The organism is Niallia sp. FSL W8-0951 (genome assembly GCF_038006525.1).
GTDB classification, from domain to species: Bacteria; Bacillota; Bacilli; order Bacillales; family Cytobacillaceae; genus Niallia; species Niallia circulans.
On the sequence record NZ_JBBOVK010000001.1, the window covers coordinates 1,222,857 to 1,241,025 of the forward strand.

17 protein-coding genes are annotated in these 18,169 nt (G+C 33.0%); 12 read left to right on the top strand and 5 right to left on the bottom strand.

Annotated features, from left to right (window positions below; genetic code table 11):
• Positions 1-231: 231 nt before the first annotated feature.
• The 7 genes from NSS71_RS05760 to NSS71_RS05790 all read left to right on the top strand — a co-directional run bounded on the left by NSS71_RS05760 (position 232) and on the right by NSS71_RS05790 (position 8,138).
• Positions 232-729: a redoxin domain-containing protein gene (locus tag NSS71_RS05760; RefSeq protein WP_341151361.1), complete on the top strand. Its 498-nt coding sequence runs from the start codon at positions 232-234 to the stop codon at positions 727-729.
• A 217-nt stretch (positions 730-946) separates the two neighbouring features.
• Positions 947-1,078 carry an FbpB family small basic protein gene (locus tag NSS71_RS05765; RefSeq protein ID WP_031540139.1) on the top strand — a complete coding sequence of 44 codons (132 nt, stop codon included), beginning with the start codon at positions 947-949 and terminating at the stop codon, positions 1,076-1,078.
• A gap of 64 nt (positions 1,079-1,142) precedes the next feature.
• Entirely contained in the window at positions 1,143-1,286 is a 144-nt protein-coding gene (locus tag NSS71_RS05770; protein ID WP_016205356.1) for an acid-soluble spore protein N, read from the top strand.
• 238 nt (positions 1,287-1,524) lie between these two features.
• The gene (locus NSS71_RS05775) at positions 1,525-3,864 is read left to right on the top strand and encodes an AAA family ATPase (protein WP_445668926.1); all 2,340 of its coding nucleotides are present in this window, start codon (positions 1,525-1,527) and stop codon (positions 3,862-3,864) included.
• Between the two features lie 813 nt (positions 3,865-4,677).
• Positions 4,678-6,759, top strand: a complete 2,082-nt coding sequence (locus tag NSS71_RS05780; RefSeq protein ID WP_341151363.1) for a TerD family protein — start codon at positions 4,678-4,680, stop codon at positions 6,757-6,759.
• A gap of 629 nt (positions 6,760-7,388) precedes the next feature.
• Positions 7,389-7,823, top strand: coding sequence for an acyl-CoA thioesterase (locus tag NSS71_RS05785; RefSeq protein ID WP_268874837.1), 435 nt, complete (start codon positions 7,389-7,391; stop codon positions 7,821-7,823).
• 24 nt (positions 7,824-7,847) lie between these two features.
• Complete coding sequence (locus tag NSS71_RS05790; RefSeq protein ID WP_047943517.1) at positions 7,848-8,138, top strand: hypothetical protein; 291 nt, start codon at positions 7,848-7,850, stop codon at positions 8,136-8,138.
• Positions 8,139-8,261: 123 nt separating this feature from the next.
• Here the strand turns inward: NSS71_RS05790 and NSS71_RS05795 are convergent, their stop codons facing one another.
• From NSS71_RS05795 to plsY, 4 genes are all read right to left on the bottom strand, one after another.
• Positions 8,262-8,552: a HesB/YadR/YfhF family protein gene (locus NSS71_RS05795; protein WP_047943542.1), complete on the bottom strand. Its 291-nt coding sequence runs from the start codon at positions 8,550-8,552 to the stop codon at positions 8,262-8,264.
• Positions 8,553-8,705: 153 nt separating this feature from the next.
• Positions 8,706-9,854 (bottom strand): CapA family protein, encoded by a 1,149-nt coding sequence (locus NSS71_RS05800; protein WP_047943518.1) that lies wholly within the window; start codon positions 9,852-9,854, stop codon positions 8,706-8,708.
• Positions 9,855-9,992: 138 nt separating this feature from the next.
• On the bottom strand, positions 9,993-10,817 hold the full coding sequence (locus NSS71_RS05805; RefSeq protein WP_336045120.1) for a HAMP domain-containing sensor histidine kinase: 825 nt from the start codon (positions 10,815-10,817) through the stop codon (positions 9,993-9,995).
• A 109-nt stretch (positions 10,818-10,926) separates the two neighbouring features.
• Positions 10,927-11,529: a glycerol-3-phosphate 1-O-acyltransferase PlsY gene (gene plsY, locus NSS71_RS05810; protein ID WP_047943520.1), complete on the bottom strand. Its 603-nt coding sequence runs from the start codon at positions 11,527-11,529 to the stop codon at positions 10,927-10,929.
• 163 nt (positions 11,530-11,692) lie between these two features.
• On the opposite strand from plsY, the gene NSS71_RS05815 reads away from it, so the two are divergent.
• From NSS71_RS05815 to NSS71_RS05825, 3 genes are all read left to right on the top strand, one after another.
• The gene (locus NSS71_RS05815; protein ID WP_251687232.1) at positions 11,693-13,120 is read left to right on the top strand and encodes a phospholipase D-like domain-containing protein; all 1,428 of its coding nucleotides are present in this window, start codon (positions 11,693-11,695) and stop codon (positions 13,118-13,120) included.
• 61 nt (positions 13,121-13,181) lie between these two features.
• Positions 13,182-14,189, top strand: a complete 1,008-nt coding sequence (locus tag NSS71_RS05820; protein ID WP_061798902.1) for a DUF3231 family protein — start codon at positions 13,182-13,184, stop codon at positions 14,187-14,189.
• A 155-nt stretch (positions 14,190-14,344) separates the two neighbouring features.
• A complete protein-coding gene (locus NSS71_RS05825; protein WP_061798997.1) occupies positions 14,345-15,439 on the top strand; it encodes an acyl-CoA dehydrogenase family protein in 1,095 nt (364 codons plus the stop codon).
• A gap of 235 nt (positions 15,440-15,674) precedes the next feature.
• Here the strand turns inward: NSS71_RS05825 and NSS71_RS05830 are convergent, their stop codons facing one another.
• Positions 15,675-15,836: a hypothetical protein gene (locus NSS71_RS05830; RefSeq protein WP_156485421.1), complete on the bottom strand. Its 162-nt coding sequence runs from the start codon at positions 15,834-15,836 to the stop codon at positions 15,675-15,677.
• A gap of 285 nt (positions 15,837-16,121) precedes the next feature.
• Here NSS71_RS05830 and NSS71_RS05835 point away from each other — a divergent pair, with 285 nt between their 5' ends.
• Both NSS71_RS05835 and NSS71_RS05840 read left to right on the top strand, forming a co-directional pair.
• Positions 16,122-16,991: a carbon-nitrogen hydrolase family protein gene (locus NSS71_RS05835; RefSeq protein WP_047943523.1), complete on the top strand. Its 870-nt coding sequence runs from the start codon at positions 16,122-16,124 to the stop codon at positions 16,989-16,991.
• Between the two features lie 7 nt (positions 16,992-16,998).
• Positions 16,999-17,667, top strand: coding sequence for a GNAT family N-acetyltransferase (locus tag NSS71_RS05840; protein WP_095320074.1), 669 nt, complete (start codon positions 16,999-17,001; stop codon positions 17,665-17,667).
• The last annotated feature ends 502 nt before the right edge of the window (positions 17,668-18,169 follow it).

Sequence of the window (18,169 nt, forward strand, 5' to 3'; positions counted from 1 at the left end):
GTCTACATATGATTGTTCGGGTTTATATTTGGTTGGGTTTCTTGTGTATCCTATCAGCTACTAAGGGAAAAAAACTGCCACTATAACTAGAGTGCAAATCATCTTTCTGTTATAAATTCAACTAATTTTACGCACTCAAACTAATAAATATAAATAAATTGGTTAATCTATAAGTAAGTTTACAATAGAATTTAGAAAAAATACTTTATCAAATAAGAGGAGGAGGGCATAGTGTCACTAAAAACAACTATTTTTATATTCATGGTTTTTTCAAGCTTTTTCTTTATTATGTCCACTAATGTAGAAGCAAACACTGGTTTAAATATTGGGGAGGAAGCACCAGATTTTAAACTGAAAGATTTAAATGGAAAGACAGTGCGCTTATCTGATTATAGAGGAAAATCCGTCATGATAAATTTTTGGGCAACTTGGTGTCCACCTTGTAAAAAAGAAATGCTTGATATAGAAACTTTTTCTAAAAAAAAGCACGATCACTGGATTGTTCTAGCGGTGAATGTGGATGGTGGAAATGAAAAGGGAGTTAGACAGTTTGTGAAGGAAAGAAATTTAACATTCCCAATATTAATAGATAATAACGATATGGTTTCAAATCAATATGACATTCTAAGTATTCCCACAACGTTTTTTCTTAATGAAGATGGAATTATTATTAAAAAGGGCTTCACTATGTTAACACTTCAACAAATGATGGAAATGACAAAAGACTAACAGAGTAAAGTTCACAAAAAATTAACGTTGTAAGCGCTTTACAATGGGTATAACATATACTATAATTACAAATGTAACAAAGGAGTGCACGCCTTGTTTATTTTCTGAAAAAATAAACTTTTCAAATAGATTTAAAGATTATTTCTTTTTATTGTAATAATTATCTAATTTTTTGGGAAATATGGAAATAAAAAATACTTATTAAAGGAGAATAAAGATGAGAAAACCTCGTAAACGTTCATTTCAGGAACTTGTATTAGAAAATAAAATGCAATTACTAAAGGATAGAGAAGCGATTGAAAAAATTGAGGAACGGTTAGAAAGAAAGCATTTGAAAAAAGCTCGTTAATGTAGAAATTACCATCAATTCTACTTGTTCTTTTGAACAAACTATGGTAGAAGGAGATGATATGATGAGTAATCCTAAAAAAGACAGCAAACACTTTGTACCGAGTCATATTGGAACTAAATCTAGAAGCTTCGGCGGGAACAAAGGAAAGCAAATGCAGGATAAATCAGGACAACATGCTCAAGTAATACAAACAAAGGGCGAATAAATCCTTCCAATGGAATAAAGGAAGAAGAATAAAAAGCAATGGCTTCTTTTTTAATTGAGGCTATTGCTTTTTTGTTTTCTATAATTGAGTTACACATTTTCAGGGATAGTATATTGCATCCTGCATATATTAATGGTTATTAGATTAACACAGTGTGAAAAGTACATAATCATTAACGAAAAAGAAGGAATATGTTAGTATTAATAAGGAATTAAATTTAATAAGAGATGTGAATGTATTGAATAACGAGAAAATAATTACAAATAGAAAATATCCAGAAATTTTCCTGATAGAAAAGGAATTTGAAGAACATGGATTTGTACAGGATGAAAAGAAAATTTTAAATGAAATACAAAAATTAACTGAGGCTGAGAATGGAAAAGAAATCTCTCAGTTATTAACGATTGCTGCCTTATCAAGAATGCACATCAATCAAGAAGATACGATCGCGGTTGCCTGGCTAAATAAAGCGATTGAGCTGGATGAAGAGAATAAAACAGCTCAAAAATACCTTTCCCAATTCGATTGGAAAAATTTCAGCGGCTTACTGGATTCACTGGTCTTTCCTAATATTCGCGAAACGGATAATCGGACTGCCAAACGAAAAATCGCTGAGCAATATATTAATAATTGCCGCTCGTTTTTAGAACAGATGGATGAGGAAGCTGCCCATCTGCAAAATCAGAAAAAAAATGCCTCCTTATATGAAAATGTGGAAGCTGTTGCAAAATATGAAGCAATTGAAGAGTTATTACAAAAGGTAATGGAGAAAACTTCTCAGTTATTAAAATCAGCTGAAGAGTATGAAGAGTCTATTAGTGGTGTTTTTCACACATCGATTTATTATGAGAGTGTAAAAAAATTAATTGAAGAACTGACTGAATTAAAAGATGAATGGACAAGTCTATTTGTAGAAGAGGATGAGGAAGACAACAAGACTCTTTCCTCTTTAGAAGAACTGCAGCAAATGATTGGGTTAGATGCTGTAAAAAAAAGAGTTCATGATTTTTATCAATTTTTGCATTATCAAAAATCTCGGAAAAAGCTAGGTTATAATATTCAAGATGAATTAAGCTTGAATATGATCTTTACTGGAAATCCAGGTACTGGGAAAACTATTTTGGCAAGGTTGATGGCAAAAATTTATCATGAATTAGGCGTACTGCCAAGCGCTGAAGTAGTGGAAACTGACCGTTCTCAATTAATCGGCGGCTTTATGGGCCAAACAGAGGAAAATGTCCGTTCTGTTGTAAAACAAGCGGTTGGCGGTGTCTTATTTATCGATGAAGCCTATAGTCTAAAAAGAGAGGGTCATTCTGGAAATGATTATGGCCAAACAGCAATAGATACTCTTGTATCTTTAATGACAGGTTCAGAATTTGGTGGTAAATTTGCTGTCATTTTAGCGGGATATCCTGAAGAAATGCGCCAATTTTTGGACGGGAATCATGGTTTAAGAAGTCGGTTTCCTGCTTCTAATATGATTCATTTGCCTGATTATACACCATCGGAATTATTGGTGATTGGAGAAAGAATTGCTTCTGCGAATGACTATGTCATGACAGAGGACGGAAAAAAGGCATTGCTAAAAAGGCTTGAGAGAGAACAAGTTGATGAGAGCTTTGGAAATGCTCGAGCTGTTCGTAATATTGTGCTGGATGCAATATTCAGCAAAGGCTCTCGCAAAGCAAACGAACAAGAAATATTTAAATATACTCTATTGCAAGAAGCTGATTTTGTTTGTGAAGAAGAGGACAAACAAATTGATCCTGCAAAAGAGCTTAATGAATTGATTGGTTTGTCAAAAGTAAAAGAGGAAATAAAAAAAATTATTGCGCTTGTTAAAGTGCAGCAATTAAGACAGGCTAAAGCCAAAAAGAATCTGCCTATTCAATTGCACGCTGTCTTCACGGGAAATCCAGGTACCGGTAAAACTACTGTTGCTAAATTATACGCCCAGTTTCTTAAGGATTGCGGAATATTAAAAAGAGGTCACTTAGTTGTTACAAGTAGAGCTGACTTTGTTGCCGGCTATGTTGGTCAATCAGCTATCAAGACAAGAAAAAAAATAAGAGAAGCGCTTGGCGGGGTGCTATTTATCGATGAAGCATATTCCTTAGTAGGAAATGGCGGTCAGGATTTTGGTAAAGAGGTCGTTGATACATTAGTCATGGAAATGACAAAGCACAATGAGAATTTAGTTGTTATTCTCGCAGGATATCCGAATGAAACAAAAACTCTATTACAAAGCAATCCAGGATTAACGTCAAGGTTTAAAAAGTTTATCCATTTTGAAGATTATTCTGCAGCAGAATTAGTTGAAATCATGCAGTTATATGCGGGTAAATACGATTATTTATTATCAACTGATGCAATCCAATTACTGCAAAATATGCTGCCGACTGTTTCTACAGACGGAAATGGACGATTTGCAACTAATTTAATCGATGAAGCAGTTCAATTACAGGCTTTACGATTATCTGAACAATTGGAACAAGGAATAGATGCAGATGTTTCTACAATAACTGCTGAGGATGTCGAAAGTGTGCTAAAAGAGAAAAAGAAAATCGATGAATAGGCTGGGGACGAATATGGATGGACAATTAATTACTTTATCTCCAGAAGGGATATAGAATTGTATTATGCTGATATCGATATGATCGGGATCTCGTTAACCAATGATATAAAAGGATAAGTGTCAAACAATTAAAGCATAAACCTTGATATATATGGATTTAAAGGCGTTTCTTATGTGGTTTTTACCTTACTGTTTTTTCCTAACTTATCCTGAATTATTCAAATAATTAACAAATTGCTGTGATTAAGGACCATCCATGATAATCACGGTGACAACAAGTAGTAAAAAATATGCGTCGATTTGTTTATCTATTCAATGTTAGTCGCTAGAAGGGACATAGTTGTAGGTGTGGGGAGAGCTTAGAAGGGTGGCATTTCTTTGTTTTCTGAGAGTGAATGGAGAAAAATAAACGTAATATTAAGAAATGGAAATCGTGAGGAAGAATTTGTGGCCTATATGTATAAGAAAAAACTGAGGCTGAAAGAGAAAAAATAAATAACTTATATTAGGTACACTTTCATTATTGGGCAAATGAAATACTCACTCGTAGAACTCCTTAGCCACAGACTTAAAAGAAACAGATTTTAAATCGATCTTGATGCGTTTGAAGGTATATATTTGCTCTTGGTACGTCTTAGTATTAAAAATTTAGACAACAAAAAGTAAAATAAATACAAATCTAAAGAGCCTGCAAGAATATTATGGAGAAAGTCAGATAGAAACAGGGTGAAAAGTGAAGATGAAATGTAAAATTAAAATAAGTATGGTGTGTGGATGGAAGTGTTAGAGTTATTTTACAATTGGAGTGATTAAATGGTTATAAATGATATTTACCTAAGAAGAAAAAACAAATTACTATTGAATATAGGTAATGAAAAAACTCCACAGAAAAACTACATTGCGACAATATTATTAAACATTGATAATTTGGGATTTACATTATCGAAAAATATTATTGAAATCCTATATACATATTCCACAAGTCAATTAAACAGTTTCTACATTGCTTTAATTAAAAATTTAAAAGAGTTAGTAGGAGCTAACAAACAATACAATCCAATGTATCCTAACTTTCCTCACCAAGTAATGGATGCAGATAACTCCGAGTTATTCATTAATGCTATTTTTCATTACTGGTCATTTGGATCATTACTTCCTAATTATAAAAAAGAAGAGAGATTACCATTATATGATATAACAACCAAGAAAGTAATAGAGATAGGTACCGAGGAAGAATTTGAAAGTATTTTTATAAATCTATTATCTTCTAAAACTTCTATTTCTGAAACTGATAAAGAGGATTTAAGATGGTTTTTTAATGAATATCCTGACAAAGTTAACAATATCTTACCTAAAGAAATACCTTCAAAAGAAAATGTAGCTTTGTTATCTAAATTGTTACTGCATAATAACATAAATACTTCTGTATTATTTGATTATGTAAAGATAGCTACTGATGTATTAAGAATTGCAGTTGCTATGTCAGAAGGAGATATTAGTTTAGCAACTAATACAAAGTTTAAAAGTTTCAAACGTAAGGAAAGACGTTTATTAATGTCCTTATTAGAAAATTGTTCTAATATTGAAGAGGATATGAAACGATATAAGAATAGATGGATTAGATTAGGTGAAAGATTACATCCTACAGAATTCAAAAGATATGAAAAAGTAAAAGAGGCTTTTACTAAGCTGAGAAATAATCAACCAATTCAAACATTTAATGGTGTGTTAACTGATGCGTTAGAAAATAATAGAATGGATCAAGCATTATCTTTATTAGTGAAAAGACCAGGGGAATTCGCACGTAAATTAGATCATTTAATAAGGTTGCATACTAACCCAAATGTAATACTAAATGAATTTAAAAATGTGGCGGATAGTGTTGAAACTACAGTGCTATTGCAAGTTAGAGAGCACTTTAAAAATAGAAATAATCAAAAAGAGAAAAGAACATTTTTCCCTAAAGGTAATGTTGCTAAATTATTTGTCATAGATAATAACCTTCCTGAGATTGAGGAGAATATATGCAATAGCATAGTACAAATCTGCGAAAATAGTTTAGTAAATGAGTATAAGAAAAGGGACTATCTTGGTAAGGTTTATCTAGATGAATCATTAAAAAATTATCTTGTGCCTTTTTCGCAACGGTCAGCAAGTAAATCACTTAAATCAGTAGTAAGAGGTTCAAAATTAGATATAAGCGATTCAACCAGTACTATTCGCTCCTTTATTTATTGGAAAGAAAATAATTTGGATAGGGCAGATATAGATTTGTCTGCAGTAATGTATGATGATAATTGGAATTATTTAGAGCATGTGTCCTATACAAATCTGAGATCATCAAAGTATAAAGCTTTTCATAGTGGGGATATTACTTCAGCTCCTCATGGAGCAAGTGAATTTATCGATTTAGAAATTGATTCTGTTAGAAAATTTGGAGGAAGATATATAGTACTTTCAATTCAATCCTTTACTGGTCAAACTTTTAGTGAGTTACCCGAATGTTTTATGGGATGGATGGATAGGGAAAATCCTAATTCTGGAGAAATTTACGAACCTAAGACAGTCGAGAACAGAATGGATGTAACTTCTGAAGCTAGAGTAAGTATACCTATGATAATCGATCTTCATGAAAACAAAGTGATATGGACAGATATAGCACTTAGAAACAATCCTGATTATTACAATAATGTGGAAGGTAATAAAATAGGTATGGTATTAATGGGTAAAGCAATGACTACTTTAATTAAACCTAATCTTTATGAGTTAATAGAATTGAATATTAAGGCAAGAGGGGAAAAATGTGATAATATAGAAGAGGCAGATATTGTATTTTCTATAAATCAAGGTGTTACTCCTTTTGACCAGGATGTAATTGTGTCACAATATTTATAAGTTAAAATTGGGCTATTGCTCGTCTTCCTTCTATATCCATCTTCCTGAATTAGATGAGCAAATTCCCCGATTGTATAATTAAGGCTATGTTATATCTTCCTTCAAACTACAATCTGTGTGAATGAATTAGATATGACAATTTCCTTTATAAAGGTTAGGGTGATAATAGCCCTGACCTTTTATTGAATTGGATTTATTTAAAAGATGTAGTATTATGGATAATATTCGGTGGTACTCCTTTCTTTGTTTTGAAGCAGTAAAAACCAAGGAATCGGACTACTTAAAATGCTTTCTAATGAAAAATTAAATTCTAGTTGATACCATTTACATACATAAAATGAGTAATATTATGACTGTATTAAAAGAATTTGTTGAATAAATAAAAAAGAGAAAGTGTAAGTCGCTATTATAAGTAATTTAGTTGATGAATTTATGAGACTAGGTGAAAGAGTTATTTAATAAAACAGCTTATATATAATTGCTGGACAATAAAAATCTTTTTAAGAACCTATGGTCATATATTACATCAATTGGCATATCTGATGCAGTTGCGAAATTTAACGTTATCACAGAGTGATAAAAATGGTGATTATTTTATAAAAAGTTGAGTAAAGGAAGTGCTAGAAACCGTGGTATATGTGAGTTCTAGGAATATTGAATTATATTATGCTGATACCGATATGATGGGTGTTATTTATCATGCGAATTATCTTAAATTTTTTGAACGAGGAAGAACAGGTTTAATTGAAGATCTTGGGTATAGTTATTTAGAAATGGAGAATAAGGGGTATTTCGCCCCTGTATATGATGTGTATGCTCAATATAAAAAGCCATTACGCTATGGAGATCAGGCAAAGGTGAAAACCTGGGTAGAAACAAATGATGGCATAAAAACTGTATACGGATATCAGATTATTAATCAGGACGATGAAGTTTGTGTAGAGGGTACTACTACGCATATTATAGTCTCAAAAGAAACATTTAGACCTAAATCGTTTAAAAAGATGTTTCCAGAATGGTTTAATAAATATGAAGAAATTAAAAAGCAACCATCTGACAAGTAAGAATAGCAAAAGGGGGTTGCGATTATGGCCTTTGGTTTGAAGAAAAAGGAACTGATAGAATGGAAAAGAAAAATCGATAATGGAGAAATTGCTTTTTTAACTCATTATTGGTTGGATGATCGTTTTCCAGGCTGTAAGACTGTTACGAAAGTTGGCTGTGCGGATCTGGAGAAATTAAAAAACTGGGGAAAGAAATATGGCTTAAAAGAGGAATGGATACATTATCGGCATGACGGCTATTCTCATTTTGACCTATTAGGCGACACACAAAAGAAGATTTTAAAAGAAGAAGGAATTGACCATCCTTTACAATAGAGAAATAGTTTTTTTACACTTGATTAAGATAAGGCTGGAAAAAATATGTTGTTAAAAAAAACAGTGAGACACTTGATGTATCTCACTGTTTTTTTAAATTTTGCCCCTAAACAACAATTGAACTTATTGAGCATGACGATATTCTGGTTCATTTGCAACTTCATTGAAATCTGCAAATAGATCATGATCATCAAAATACCACAAATCTTTTTCTTCGATATAGTAATGGATACCGTCTTTTTCTGTTTCTACCCCAATGTTAACTGGCTGCTCATTAGAAATTCCTAATGAAAATCCTTGCTGAACAGTACTGCATCCACCATAACGTGCAAAGAAGCGTACATAGTCACCGTCTTTTAACATCATTTCATCTTTATACCACTCAGCTGCTTTGTCACTAATTACAATTTTCATATTAACACCTCTTATGAATTTTGCTTCGACTACTTGAAGCATTTTAATTCTATTCCTAATTATAAGTTCATTATAAAGGAATGGATGAGAATTATCGAATATTTGAATTTAAGATAATTTCAAAAACATTCCTAAAGAGCTGTAAATTTTACTTTACTCTGCTTGTCCCTCTTTTTGCATATGCTCCATGATTTCTTTATAAATAGAAGGACTATATTTATTAATTGCATGCTCTGAAACTTGTAATGGATACATCTTATAATCTTTTTCATCCTTACTAGAAACAAAAGTGGGATAGAAAGAAGGTGCGTCCATTGTAATAGATGTCTGCTTTCCTAATTGCTTTTTCTTGACTGTAACAGTTACCATTCCACCAATATCCCGATACTCTTCGTCCTGACCAGATAAAAAGTTTCCTAATGAATAGACTACTAATCCTTTATGTCCATTTTTACCTTTTACCCACTCGATTGGCTGCAAAACATGTGGATGACTGCCGAATATAATATGCACACCTTCATCTACTAGAAATTGTGCCAATTCTTTTTGCTCATTAGATGGGAACCGTTGGTATTCATTTCCCCAATGAATCATCATCACGACAACATCTGCTTCTTTTTTTGCTTTTTGGATTTCACTGCTCATTCTTTTTTTATCCAATATATTTACAATATATTCTTTTCCTTCGGGAATAGGGATTCCATTTAAGCCATAAGTATAGGCTAGATAAGCAACTTTGATGCCCTTTTTCTTCAAGACAACGACTTTATCTTGATCATCCTGAGACAAGTAAGTTCCAACATGAGGGAGACCAATTTGATTTAAATAATCAAGGGAGAGCTTTTGTGCATCAACTCCACGATCTAGGGCATGATTATTAGCCGTTGTGACAATATCGATGCCTGCTTTTTTTAAACTATCAGCAATTTCATGTGGACTATTGAAAGCAGGATATCCGGATAAACCAATCGATTCTCCGGCAACAATTGTTTCTTGATTTGCTATTAGCAAATCAGGTTTCTTTAATTCGCTTGTTATATTATCTAGCATTTTATCAAAATTAAACCGATTTCCTTCTCGTGCATCATTGTAGACACGATCATGGATTAAAATGTCGCCGATTGCAGCTAATGTAATTTCGCTGGATTCTTCTTTTGCTAAATTTCCTTTGTCGCTTCCTGAATTAGGACGCACTTCTTTATAGGCAGAAGATGAATGGTCTATTGTATATGTAAGTATTATGCCGATTATACCAAAAAGAAGAAGGAGGAAAACGAATAATAGATGTGTTTTTTTCTGCATAGCTAGCCTCTTTACAATTCTAAATTTTATTTATTTCTTTACATTTAATAGCATACCAAAAAAATACTAGTTTGTAAGGAAAATAGGGGATTTTTACATAAAATAGGCATTCAGTAACTTTTTTGTGTCGTACATACTTTAAGAATTATACAACGGAAAAAAGATACTCATAGTTGTACCTTTCTCTCGTGAACTAATGATATTCATCTTTCCATCATACTTCTCAACTAGTTGTTTACACACATATAGACCCATGCCTGTTCCGTTTTTTTTAGTTGTTTGCAGTGGTATAAATAAGTTTTTTAATTGTGCTTCCGGTATTCCGCATCCATTGTCTTTAATCTCAATAACTAATTGATTTCTTTGTTTTCTTGTGGCTATTGTTACTTCTTTTGGAATAGATGAAAGATTTGCTTCTGTTGCTTCGAAAGCATTTTTTACTATATTAACTAACACCTGTGTTAAATGTTGTTTATGGCCCTTGCATAAAAGTTCGTCAGTGGAAAATTTTGTTATTAGATTTATGTCTTTTAAATGAGCCTCACTTTTAAAAATAGGTATTAAATTTAGGAGTAATTCGTTTATAGATAATGGAGTGATATCGTCTGCTTGTTGTTTGGAAAGCGTTAAAAAGTCTGTGATTAACTCATTTGCACGTGTTAATTCTCCAAGAGCGATATCGGTGTACTGATGAATAAGTTCGACATTATTTGTTTGTTTGATTAATTGAAGGAAGCCACTTACAGAAGTTAATGGATTACGCACTTCATGTGTAATACTTGTAACCATTTTGGCAATATTTTCACTGTAAGTGGTGGAAAGAGAGAGTGATTGCAAACTATCTGTTAGTGCTTCCATGGTTGCTGATTGTTCTTGCAGCTTTTCCTCCACATGCTTCCATTTATTGATAAAACATTTAAAAGTTGCGTCAGATACATGAAAAGATGTAGCGGGTAAGTTCATTTTGTATTCGCTCCTTTAACAATTATAGTAAAAGGTATGACGAAATAAATCATTTTATGTCAAATAAATATTCGACCAAGAAAAAAAGACCATAATCGGTCTTTTTTTCTTATAACCAGTTTACTTTTGGCTCTGTTTTATTAATAATTCGTTTAATATTCGCTCGATGTCTATAGACAACAAAAATTGTAAGAATCGCCAGGATGATAATGAGTAATTTATCTTCCCATAGTATAAAGGAATATATTAATCCCGCCAAACCAGCAATCATTGAGGACAGCGACACATATTTTGATAAATAGAGCGAAATAAAAAAGACCGCAACAATAATCAAGAATAAGATAGGTTCGTGTCCAAGAAGAATTCCTGCTGAAGTAGCAACTGCTTTTCCTCCCTTGAAACCTGCAAAAATGGGATACATATGGCCAATAACAGCAAATACTCCGATTATAAGCGGATTAATATCTATTTCCACATCCCAAATAAGTGTGACTAACAGTGGGAGAACTGTTGCAATTGTTCCTTTCAGTATATCGGAGATTGTAACAGCAAAGCCTGCTTTTTTTCCAAGAACTCGAAATGTATTTGTACCACCTAAGTTGCCACTGCCATGTTCTCGTATATCTATATTGTAAAAGGATTTGCCTATTATTAGTCCAGAAGGAATAGATCCAATTAAATAAGCGAGTATAATTAAAAGTCCAATAATCAATTTCGTATTCTCCTTCACGTATGTATACTATTTGCCTTTATATTGTACCATGTAATTGCGAAAACTCATCATTTTTTCAAAAAAAATTATCTATATATCTTGCCACTAATGGTAAAAACTAAAGGGAAATAAGTTGGATTTTGTTGAGAAGAGGGGAGAAAAGATGAAACAATTATTCTTTTTTCTATTCATTATTTTTATCATTTTTTATAGTAGTACCATTTATCACCATTTGAAAAAACCACTGCCAAGGGGATTGTCAATGGAAGGCGTTATTCATCAGGTGAAGGATGTTGAACTATTAACAGATTTAACCTACAAAAATAACCAAAAGAAAAGAATGGTTCAGCATGAAATAATTAATTCCATGATAAAGGAAGTAGAGAAAGCAAATGAATTTATCATAATTGATATGTTTTTATTTAATAAAGATACAAATGAAGACCAGCAATATCCAAAGTTAGTAGAAAAGTTTACAGAAGTGTTAATTAAGAAAAAGCAAGAAAAACCAATGATAAATATTATTTTTATAACGGATAAAATTAATACTGTGTACGATTCTTATCCGTCAGAAGAATTTAAGCAATTAAAAGAAAACGGAGTGAAAGTGATAGAAACAGAGCTGAATGACTTGCGAGATTCTAATCCACTTTATTCTGGCTTTTGGCGTATGTTTGGACAGTGGCTAAAAACAAGAGGAGATGGTCATCTACCTAATTTGCTTGCAAAAAGCGCTCCAAAAGTAACAGCTATATCCTATTTAGAATTACTTAACATAAAAGCAAATCATCGGAAAGTCATGATTACCGAAACAACAGCGATTATCTCGAGTGGTAATATTCATAATGCAAGCGGTTATCACTCTAATGCTGCCTTTAAAGTGCATGGGAATATCCTTAACGAATTGCTAAAAAGTGAGGAGAGTGCAGCAAGATTAAGTGAACCGATTGATTTGCCGAGAATAAAAGAACAAGCTGAATCGAAAAGTGCTAATGTGAAAATTCAATTATTAACTGAAGGGAAAATTGGTAAGCATATACTACAGGAAATTAAAAATACCAAAAAAAGCGAAACGATTTGGATAGGCATGCTCTATTTAGCAGATCAAAAAGTAATCAAGGAAATAAAGGCAGCTGCTAAAAGAGATGTAAGGATATATATAATATTAGACCCAAATCAAAATGCATTTGGCAATAAAAAAATTGGCTTACCCAATATCCCAGTTGTTGCTGACCTAAGAAAAGCAAAAGCCGCAAAAAACATTCACATTAAATGGTATAACACAGGAAAAGAGCAATTTCATCCGAAACTCTTATATATAGAAAGATTGAAAGATAGAGAAAGTATCATTATAAGCGGTTCAGCCAATCTTACGCAAAGAAATCTTTATGATTTTAATTTGGAAACAGATATAAAAATAATTGCCAACCATAAAGAAAAAATTATGAGAGAAACAAAGACCTATTTCCAAAAATTATGGGGAAATGAACAGGCTCTTTTTACAAAAGGGGTAGATAAGCAAAAAAACTTCCCCATGTTTCGCTATATTATTTATCGTTTGCAAAGGATACTAGGTTTTACGACTTATTAATTTAATTAATAATTTCTGACCCTTTTCAAATAATAATATTACGGAAATGGAGGGAAAGATAATGAATAAAAAAGAAATTTTAACTTCATCAGAGCTTGCAACATTATGGATGACATATCAAGAAAAAACAATGTTTCTTCGAGTCGTTGAATATTTCCATGCTGTTAATGAAGAGAAGAAAGAGAAAAACTTCTATGAAAGTCATTTAACCAAGTTAGCAAAAGAAATAAAGAAAATAGAAGCGATATTGATAGCGGAAGGTGCAGTTATTCCACATGGATTTTCTGACCAAGATGTAAATAAACAAGCTCCACCTTTATTTCAACCAACCTTTGCCTTGCAAATCGTAAGAATGCTCGCAGAAATAGGCATGGGACTACATGCTTTACATTTAGCAAGATCCTATCGAAAGGATATAATTCGTTTATACCAAGAATTATCAGTTACAACCCAGCATTGTTATGAAGAATGTACAGAACTGCTAATAGAAAAAGGAGCATTAAGCCGCCCACCTCAAGTCGCAATGCCTGAGCAAGTAGAAGTGGTTGTTAGTACGGAGTATTTGAAAGGCACAAAGATATTAGGAGATAAAAGGGTTTTAAATACGGTAGAGGTTTCTTTTCTCTATCAATCGATTGAAAGCAATAGTATTGGTCAACAATTAATAACTGGTTTTGCTCAAGTAACAAAAGATCCTGAGTTAAAAAAATTTTTTACGGAAGGAAAAGAACTATCCAAAAAAATCATTGCGAAACTTTCCAAGAAATTAACGGATGATGATATACAAGTTCCCTTAGGGTGGGTTGGTAGTCCAACACTTTCCACGACTGCCCCATTTTCCGATAAATTAATGCTATATTGTATAAGTTTATTTTGTAGTTTTGGACTTGGCAGCAATGCTATTGGTACGACCTTCAGCTTACGCAAAGACTTGTCAGCAACCTTTATTCCACTTATTGCAAAGATTTATGATTATGGAGTACAAGGTGCAGAGTTAATGGCAAAAAAAGGATACACAGAAGAGCCGCCAGCAATGGAGAATCGTCAAAATTTAATAAACAGAAAATAATTCATTCCTATTTAAAGGGAATTGCATTTTACTTATCAGTATATAGAAATAGTGCTATGATTACCATATAGATGATCTTGTTAAAGGGAGATGGCACTATAGTGACTGGATTTTTCAGTTTGGAAAAAGATTTAGCACAAAAAATAAATAAACTTATGGAAATGAGCAGGAGATTTTCAGAAAGAGCAAAGGAAATAGATGAAACTGCATCATTTCCCTTTGATAATGTAAAAGAATTACAGGAATCAGGTTACACAAGTTTAACCATACCAAAGGAGTTTGGCGGACAAGAAATCTCATTATATGAATTGGTAAGATTACAAGAAGTGATTGCCCAAGGCGATGGATCTACTGCTTTATCCATCGGTTGGCATATGGGAATCGTAAGAAATATCCAAGAAGCAAATTGGAATAAAGATACATTAACAGAGGTATATGAGAACCTATTATCTGGTTCCTTAATTAATGGAGCTGCGACAGAACCGCAAACTGGCAGTCCCACTAGAGGTGGAAAACCACAAACTACCGCAGAAAAAAAGGGCCAGAGTTGGGTTATAAATGGACATAAATCCTTTACAACGATGTCTCCTGTTTTAGATTATTTTCTTGTAACGGCATCCATAAATGATACAGACGATGTAGGGAATTTCTTAATTCCTAAAGAGTGTAGAGGCATTCGTATAGAAAACACATGGGATAGCATTGCTTTAAGAGGAACAGGAAGTAACGATGTTTATTTTGAAAATGTGGAAATTCCAGCTCGTTATTTTGTCGAAAAATTAGATAGTCGAAAAAAAATTAATCCCTGGCTTCTGCATATTCCGGCATGTTATATAGGAATCGCTGGTGCTGCACAAAAAGAAGCAGTTACTTTTGCGAAAAACTATTCTCCAAATAGTATTAAAGGAACAATCAGCGATATTCCGAGCGTAAGATCCAAAATAGGGGAAATAGAGTTAAAAATGCAAACGGCTAAACACTTTCTATATTCCGTAAGTAAAAAATGGGATGAAGCAGATAAAGAGCAGCAATCCCATATGCTGCCAGAATTAAGTGCTGTTAAATTAGTGGTCACGAATACTGCCATTGAAGTGGTAGATATAGCAATGCGTATCGTCGGCGCACGCAGCCTTTCTGCAAAAAGTCCGCTTCAGCGCTACTACCGAGATGTACGCGCAGGCTTACATAACCCACCAATGGATGATATGACGATTGAGCAGCTGGCACGAAAGTCGATAAATGAATATTAAATAATATTTCAAAGAAATCTGGGAAAAAACCTATCTATCGCAAAAGTCGAGCGTCCTTCTCTGCATGTCGCTATTTTTTAAGGTTGTTCAGTGTGCGAATAATTACCGCCAATTTCTTTGTGGAAAGAATAAAAATCCCGAACAATTATACAGAATTTTAATTGAAAACGACGGATAATTAACTGGTTATAAATGACGGCTGGAATACTAATGTCCAGCCGCCATAAACAGATGTTTAGCTAACTTTTTCCCTATCAACTTTTATTTTATTTGTCCGATAATGGCGTAGAAAATGATTTTCTATTTTAAATGAACCATTTATGTATCTTTTTAATCCAATCACTGCCAATTCCTCTATCAAAATTAAACCAAGAAAAGCATAAATGAAAATACTCAATAAAAATCCCTCCTTCAGCAGGTTTATAACTTCTATTTCAATTCCTTTTTTTCCGAAAATCAAAACAATGGACTATCATAAAATAATATGAACATCTATATTTTTAAGAACATAAATATAAATAGTAAATTCCAATAAAAAAATAGTGCAAAACGATTGAAAAATATAGAAGAATAACGCATAATCAAATCTTGAATAATCATTTTTATGAACATTAAACACATTTATGTAAAAAGTGTTTTATCTATATAAGATATAAAATAAACATATAAAGGGAGATGGAAGATGAAAATAAGAGTTTCTGCCGTACAATACAAATTAGAAAACATTAAGTCATTTGAAGAATTTGCTAAACAATGTGAGCATTATGTTCGAACAGCGCTTGAATTTGGTGCAGAATTTGTTTTATTTCCTGAATTTTTTACAACACAGCTGTTATCTATGGGAGATGAAAATAACGCCTTAACAATCAATGAGCTCCCTGGATTTACGGAGCAATATCAGGAATTATTCAGATCATTTGCTGTGGAAACGGGAATGCATATTATCGGTGGAACTCATGTTATTCGCAGAGAAGATAAATTATTTAATGTAGCTCATTTGTTTTATCCAGATGGAAGAATAGAAGAACAAGCAAAACTTCATATCACACCTACAGAAGAATATGAATGGAATATGGAAAAAGGGGACTCCTTCCGTATTTTTGATACAGATAAAGGAAAAATTGCCATTCTAACTTGTTATGATATTGAATTTCCAGAAATTGTCCGTATGGCAAAAGCAGCAGGAGCAGATGTGATTTTTTGTCCATCTTGTACAGATGATCGTCATGGTTTTCATCGTGTTCGCTATACTTGTCATGCAAGGGCCATTGAAAATCAAGTATATGTAGTTGTAACAGGAACAGTTGGAAGCTTAACGAATGTGGACTTTATGCGAGCCAACTTTGGGCAGGCAGCAGTCATTACTCCTAATGATATCCCATTCCCCCCACAAGGAATTCTCGTTGAAGGGGAATTAAATAATGATATGATTGTAACAGCAGATTTAGATCTTTCCTTATTATATGAAGTAAGAGAAAAAGGTTCTGTCACAACATGGAGAGATAGAAGAACAGATCTTTATCCAGACTGGAATTCGACTGTGGAAGGATGATTACTGCATGATCTTTAGTGAGTTTTTTCTTTATGATGAGGAAAAACCGATTCGATGTACGGTCCGAAATTATCAAGAAAGAGATTTTAACGAACTAATTGCTATTCAAGCAGAATGTTTTCCTGCCCCGTTTCCAGAAGATCTCTGGTGGAACGATGAACAATTAGCAAGTCATCTTGCTTATTTCCCACAAGGGGCAATCTGTGTGGAAGTGGAGGGAGAACTTGCTGGATCATTAACAAGTTTCCGTACAATTTATGATCCTGAACATTCCCAGCACACATGGGGGAAAATAACCGATAATGGCTATATTACCACACATGATGAGAATGGAAATGCATTATATGTAGTCGATATTAGTATCCGGCCAAAATATCGTAAGCTCGGTTTAGGTAAAGTGCTAATACAAAGTGCCTATTATTTAGTTATACACTTAGGCATAGAGCGATTGCTGGGCGGTGGAAGAATGCCAGGTTACAGAAAAGTGGCCGACAAACTTTCTCCCGCAAAATATTTAGACTATGTGATGGCAGGCAAATTGCAAGACCCTGTTCTAACGTTTTTACTGCGATGCGGAAGAACGCCAGTAACGATATTGTCTAACTACTTGGACGATGAAGATTCTTTAAATTATGCAGTATTAATGGAATGGAAAAATCCCTTTCAAAACATATAAAAATAGCGAATGTCTTATTTGATCTTTGAGGAGTGAATAGATTACTCCTCTTAAGATCGAGTGAGACATTTTTTATATACGGCTTATGGTGGAGAAATTCCCTGCTAATAAGAAAACACCTACCAATAATCGGATAATAGTCTAGAATTCCATATTAAAAACTCCTCATTCAAAATTTGTCTTAAGTTAATCAATTTCCCCATTCCTATAAAAATCTCATAACAAAATATCCTCTAACTATTGACACTTACGTTGCGTAATTCTTTACAGTAGCAGTTGAAGGAGGTACAAAAAGATGAATAGGAGAGTAAAAAGAGTAGCTGAAAAGCGGGATATAATTTTCCATAAACTTGCAGCCTTTGTGATCTATCTCCCGAATCTAAAAAAGTATAAGTAAAATTAATGAATGGTATGGCATTTTTAATGAAAAACTTGCCAAATACTATCCTGCTCCCTTTATGGATAGGTCCAATCCATATTAAAACGATTTATCAAAAACATT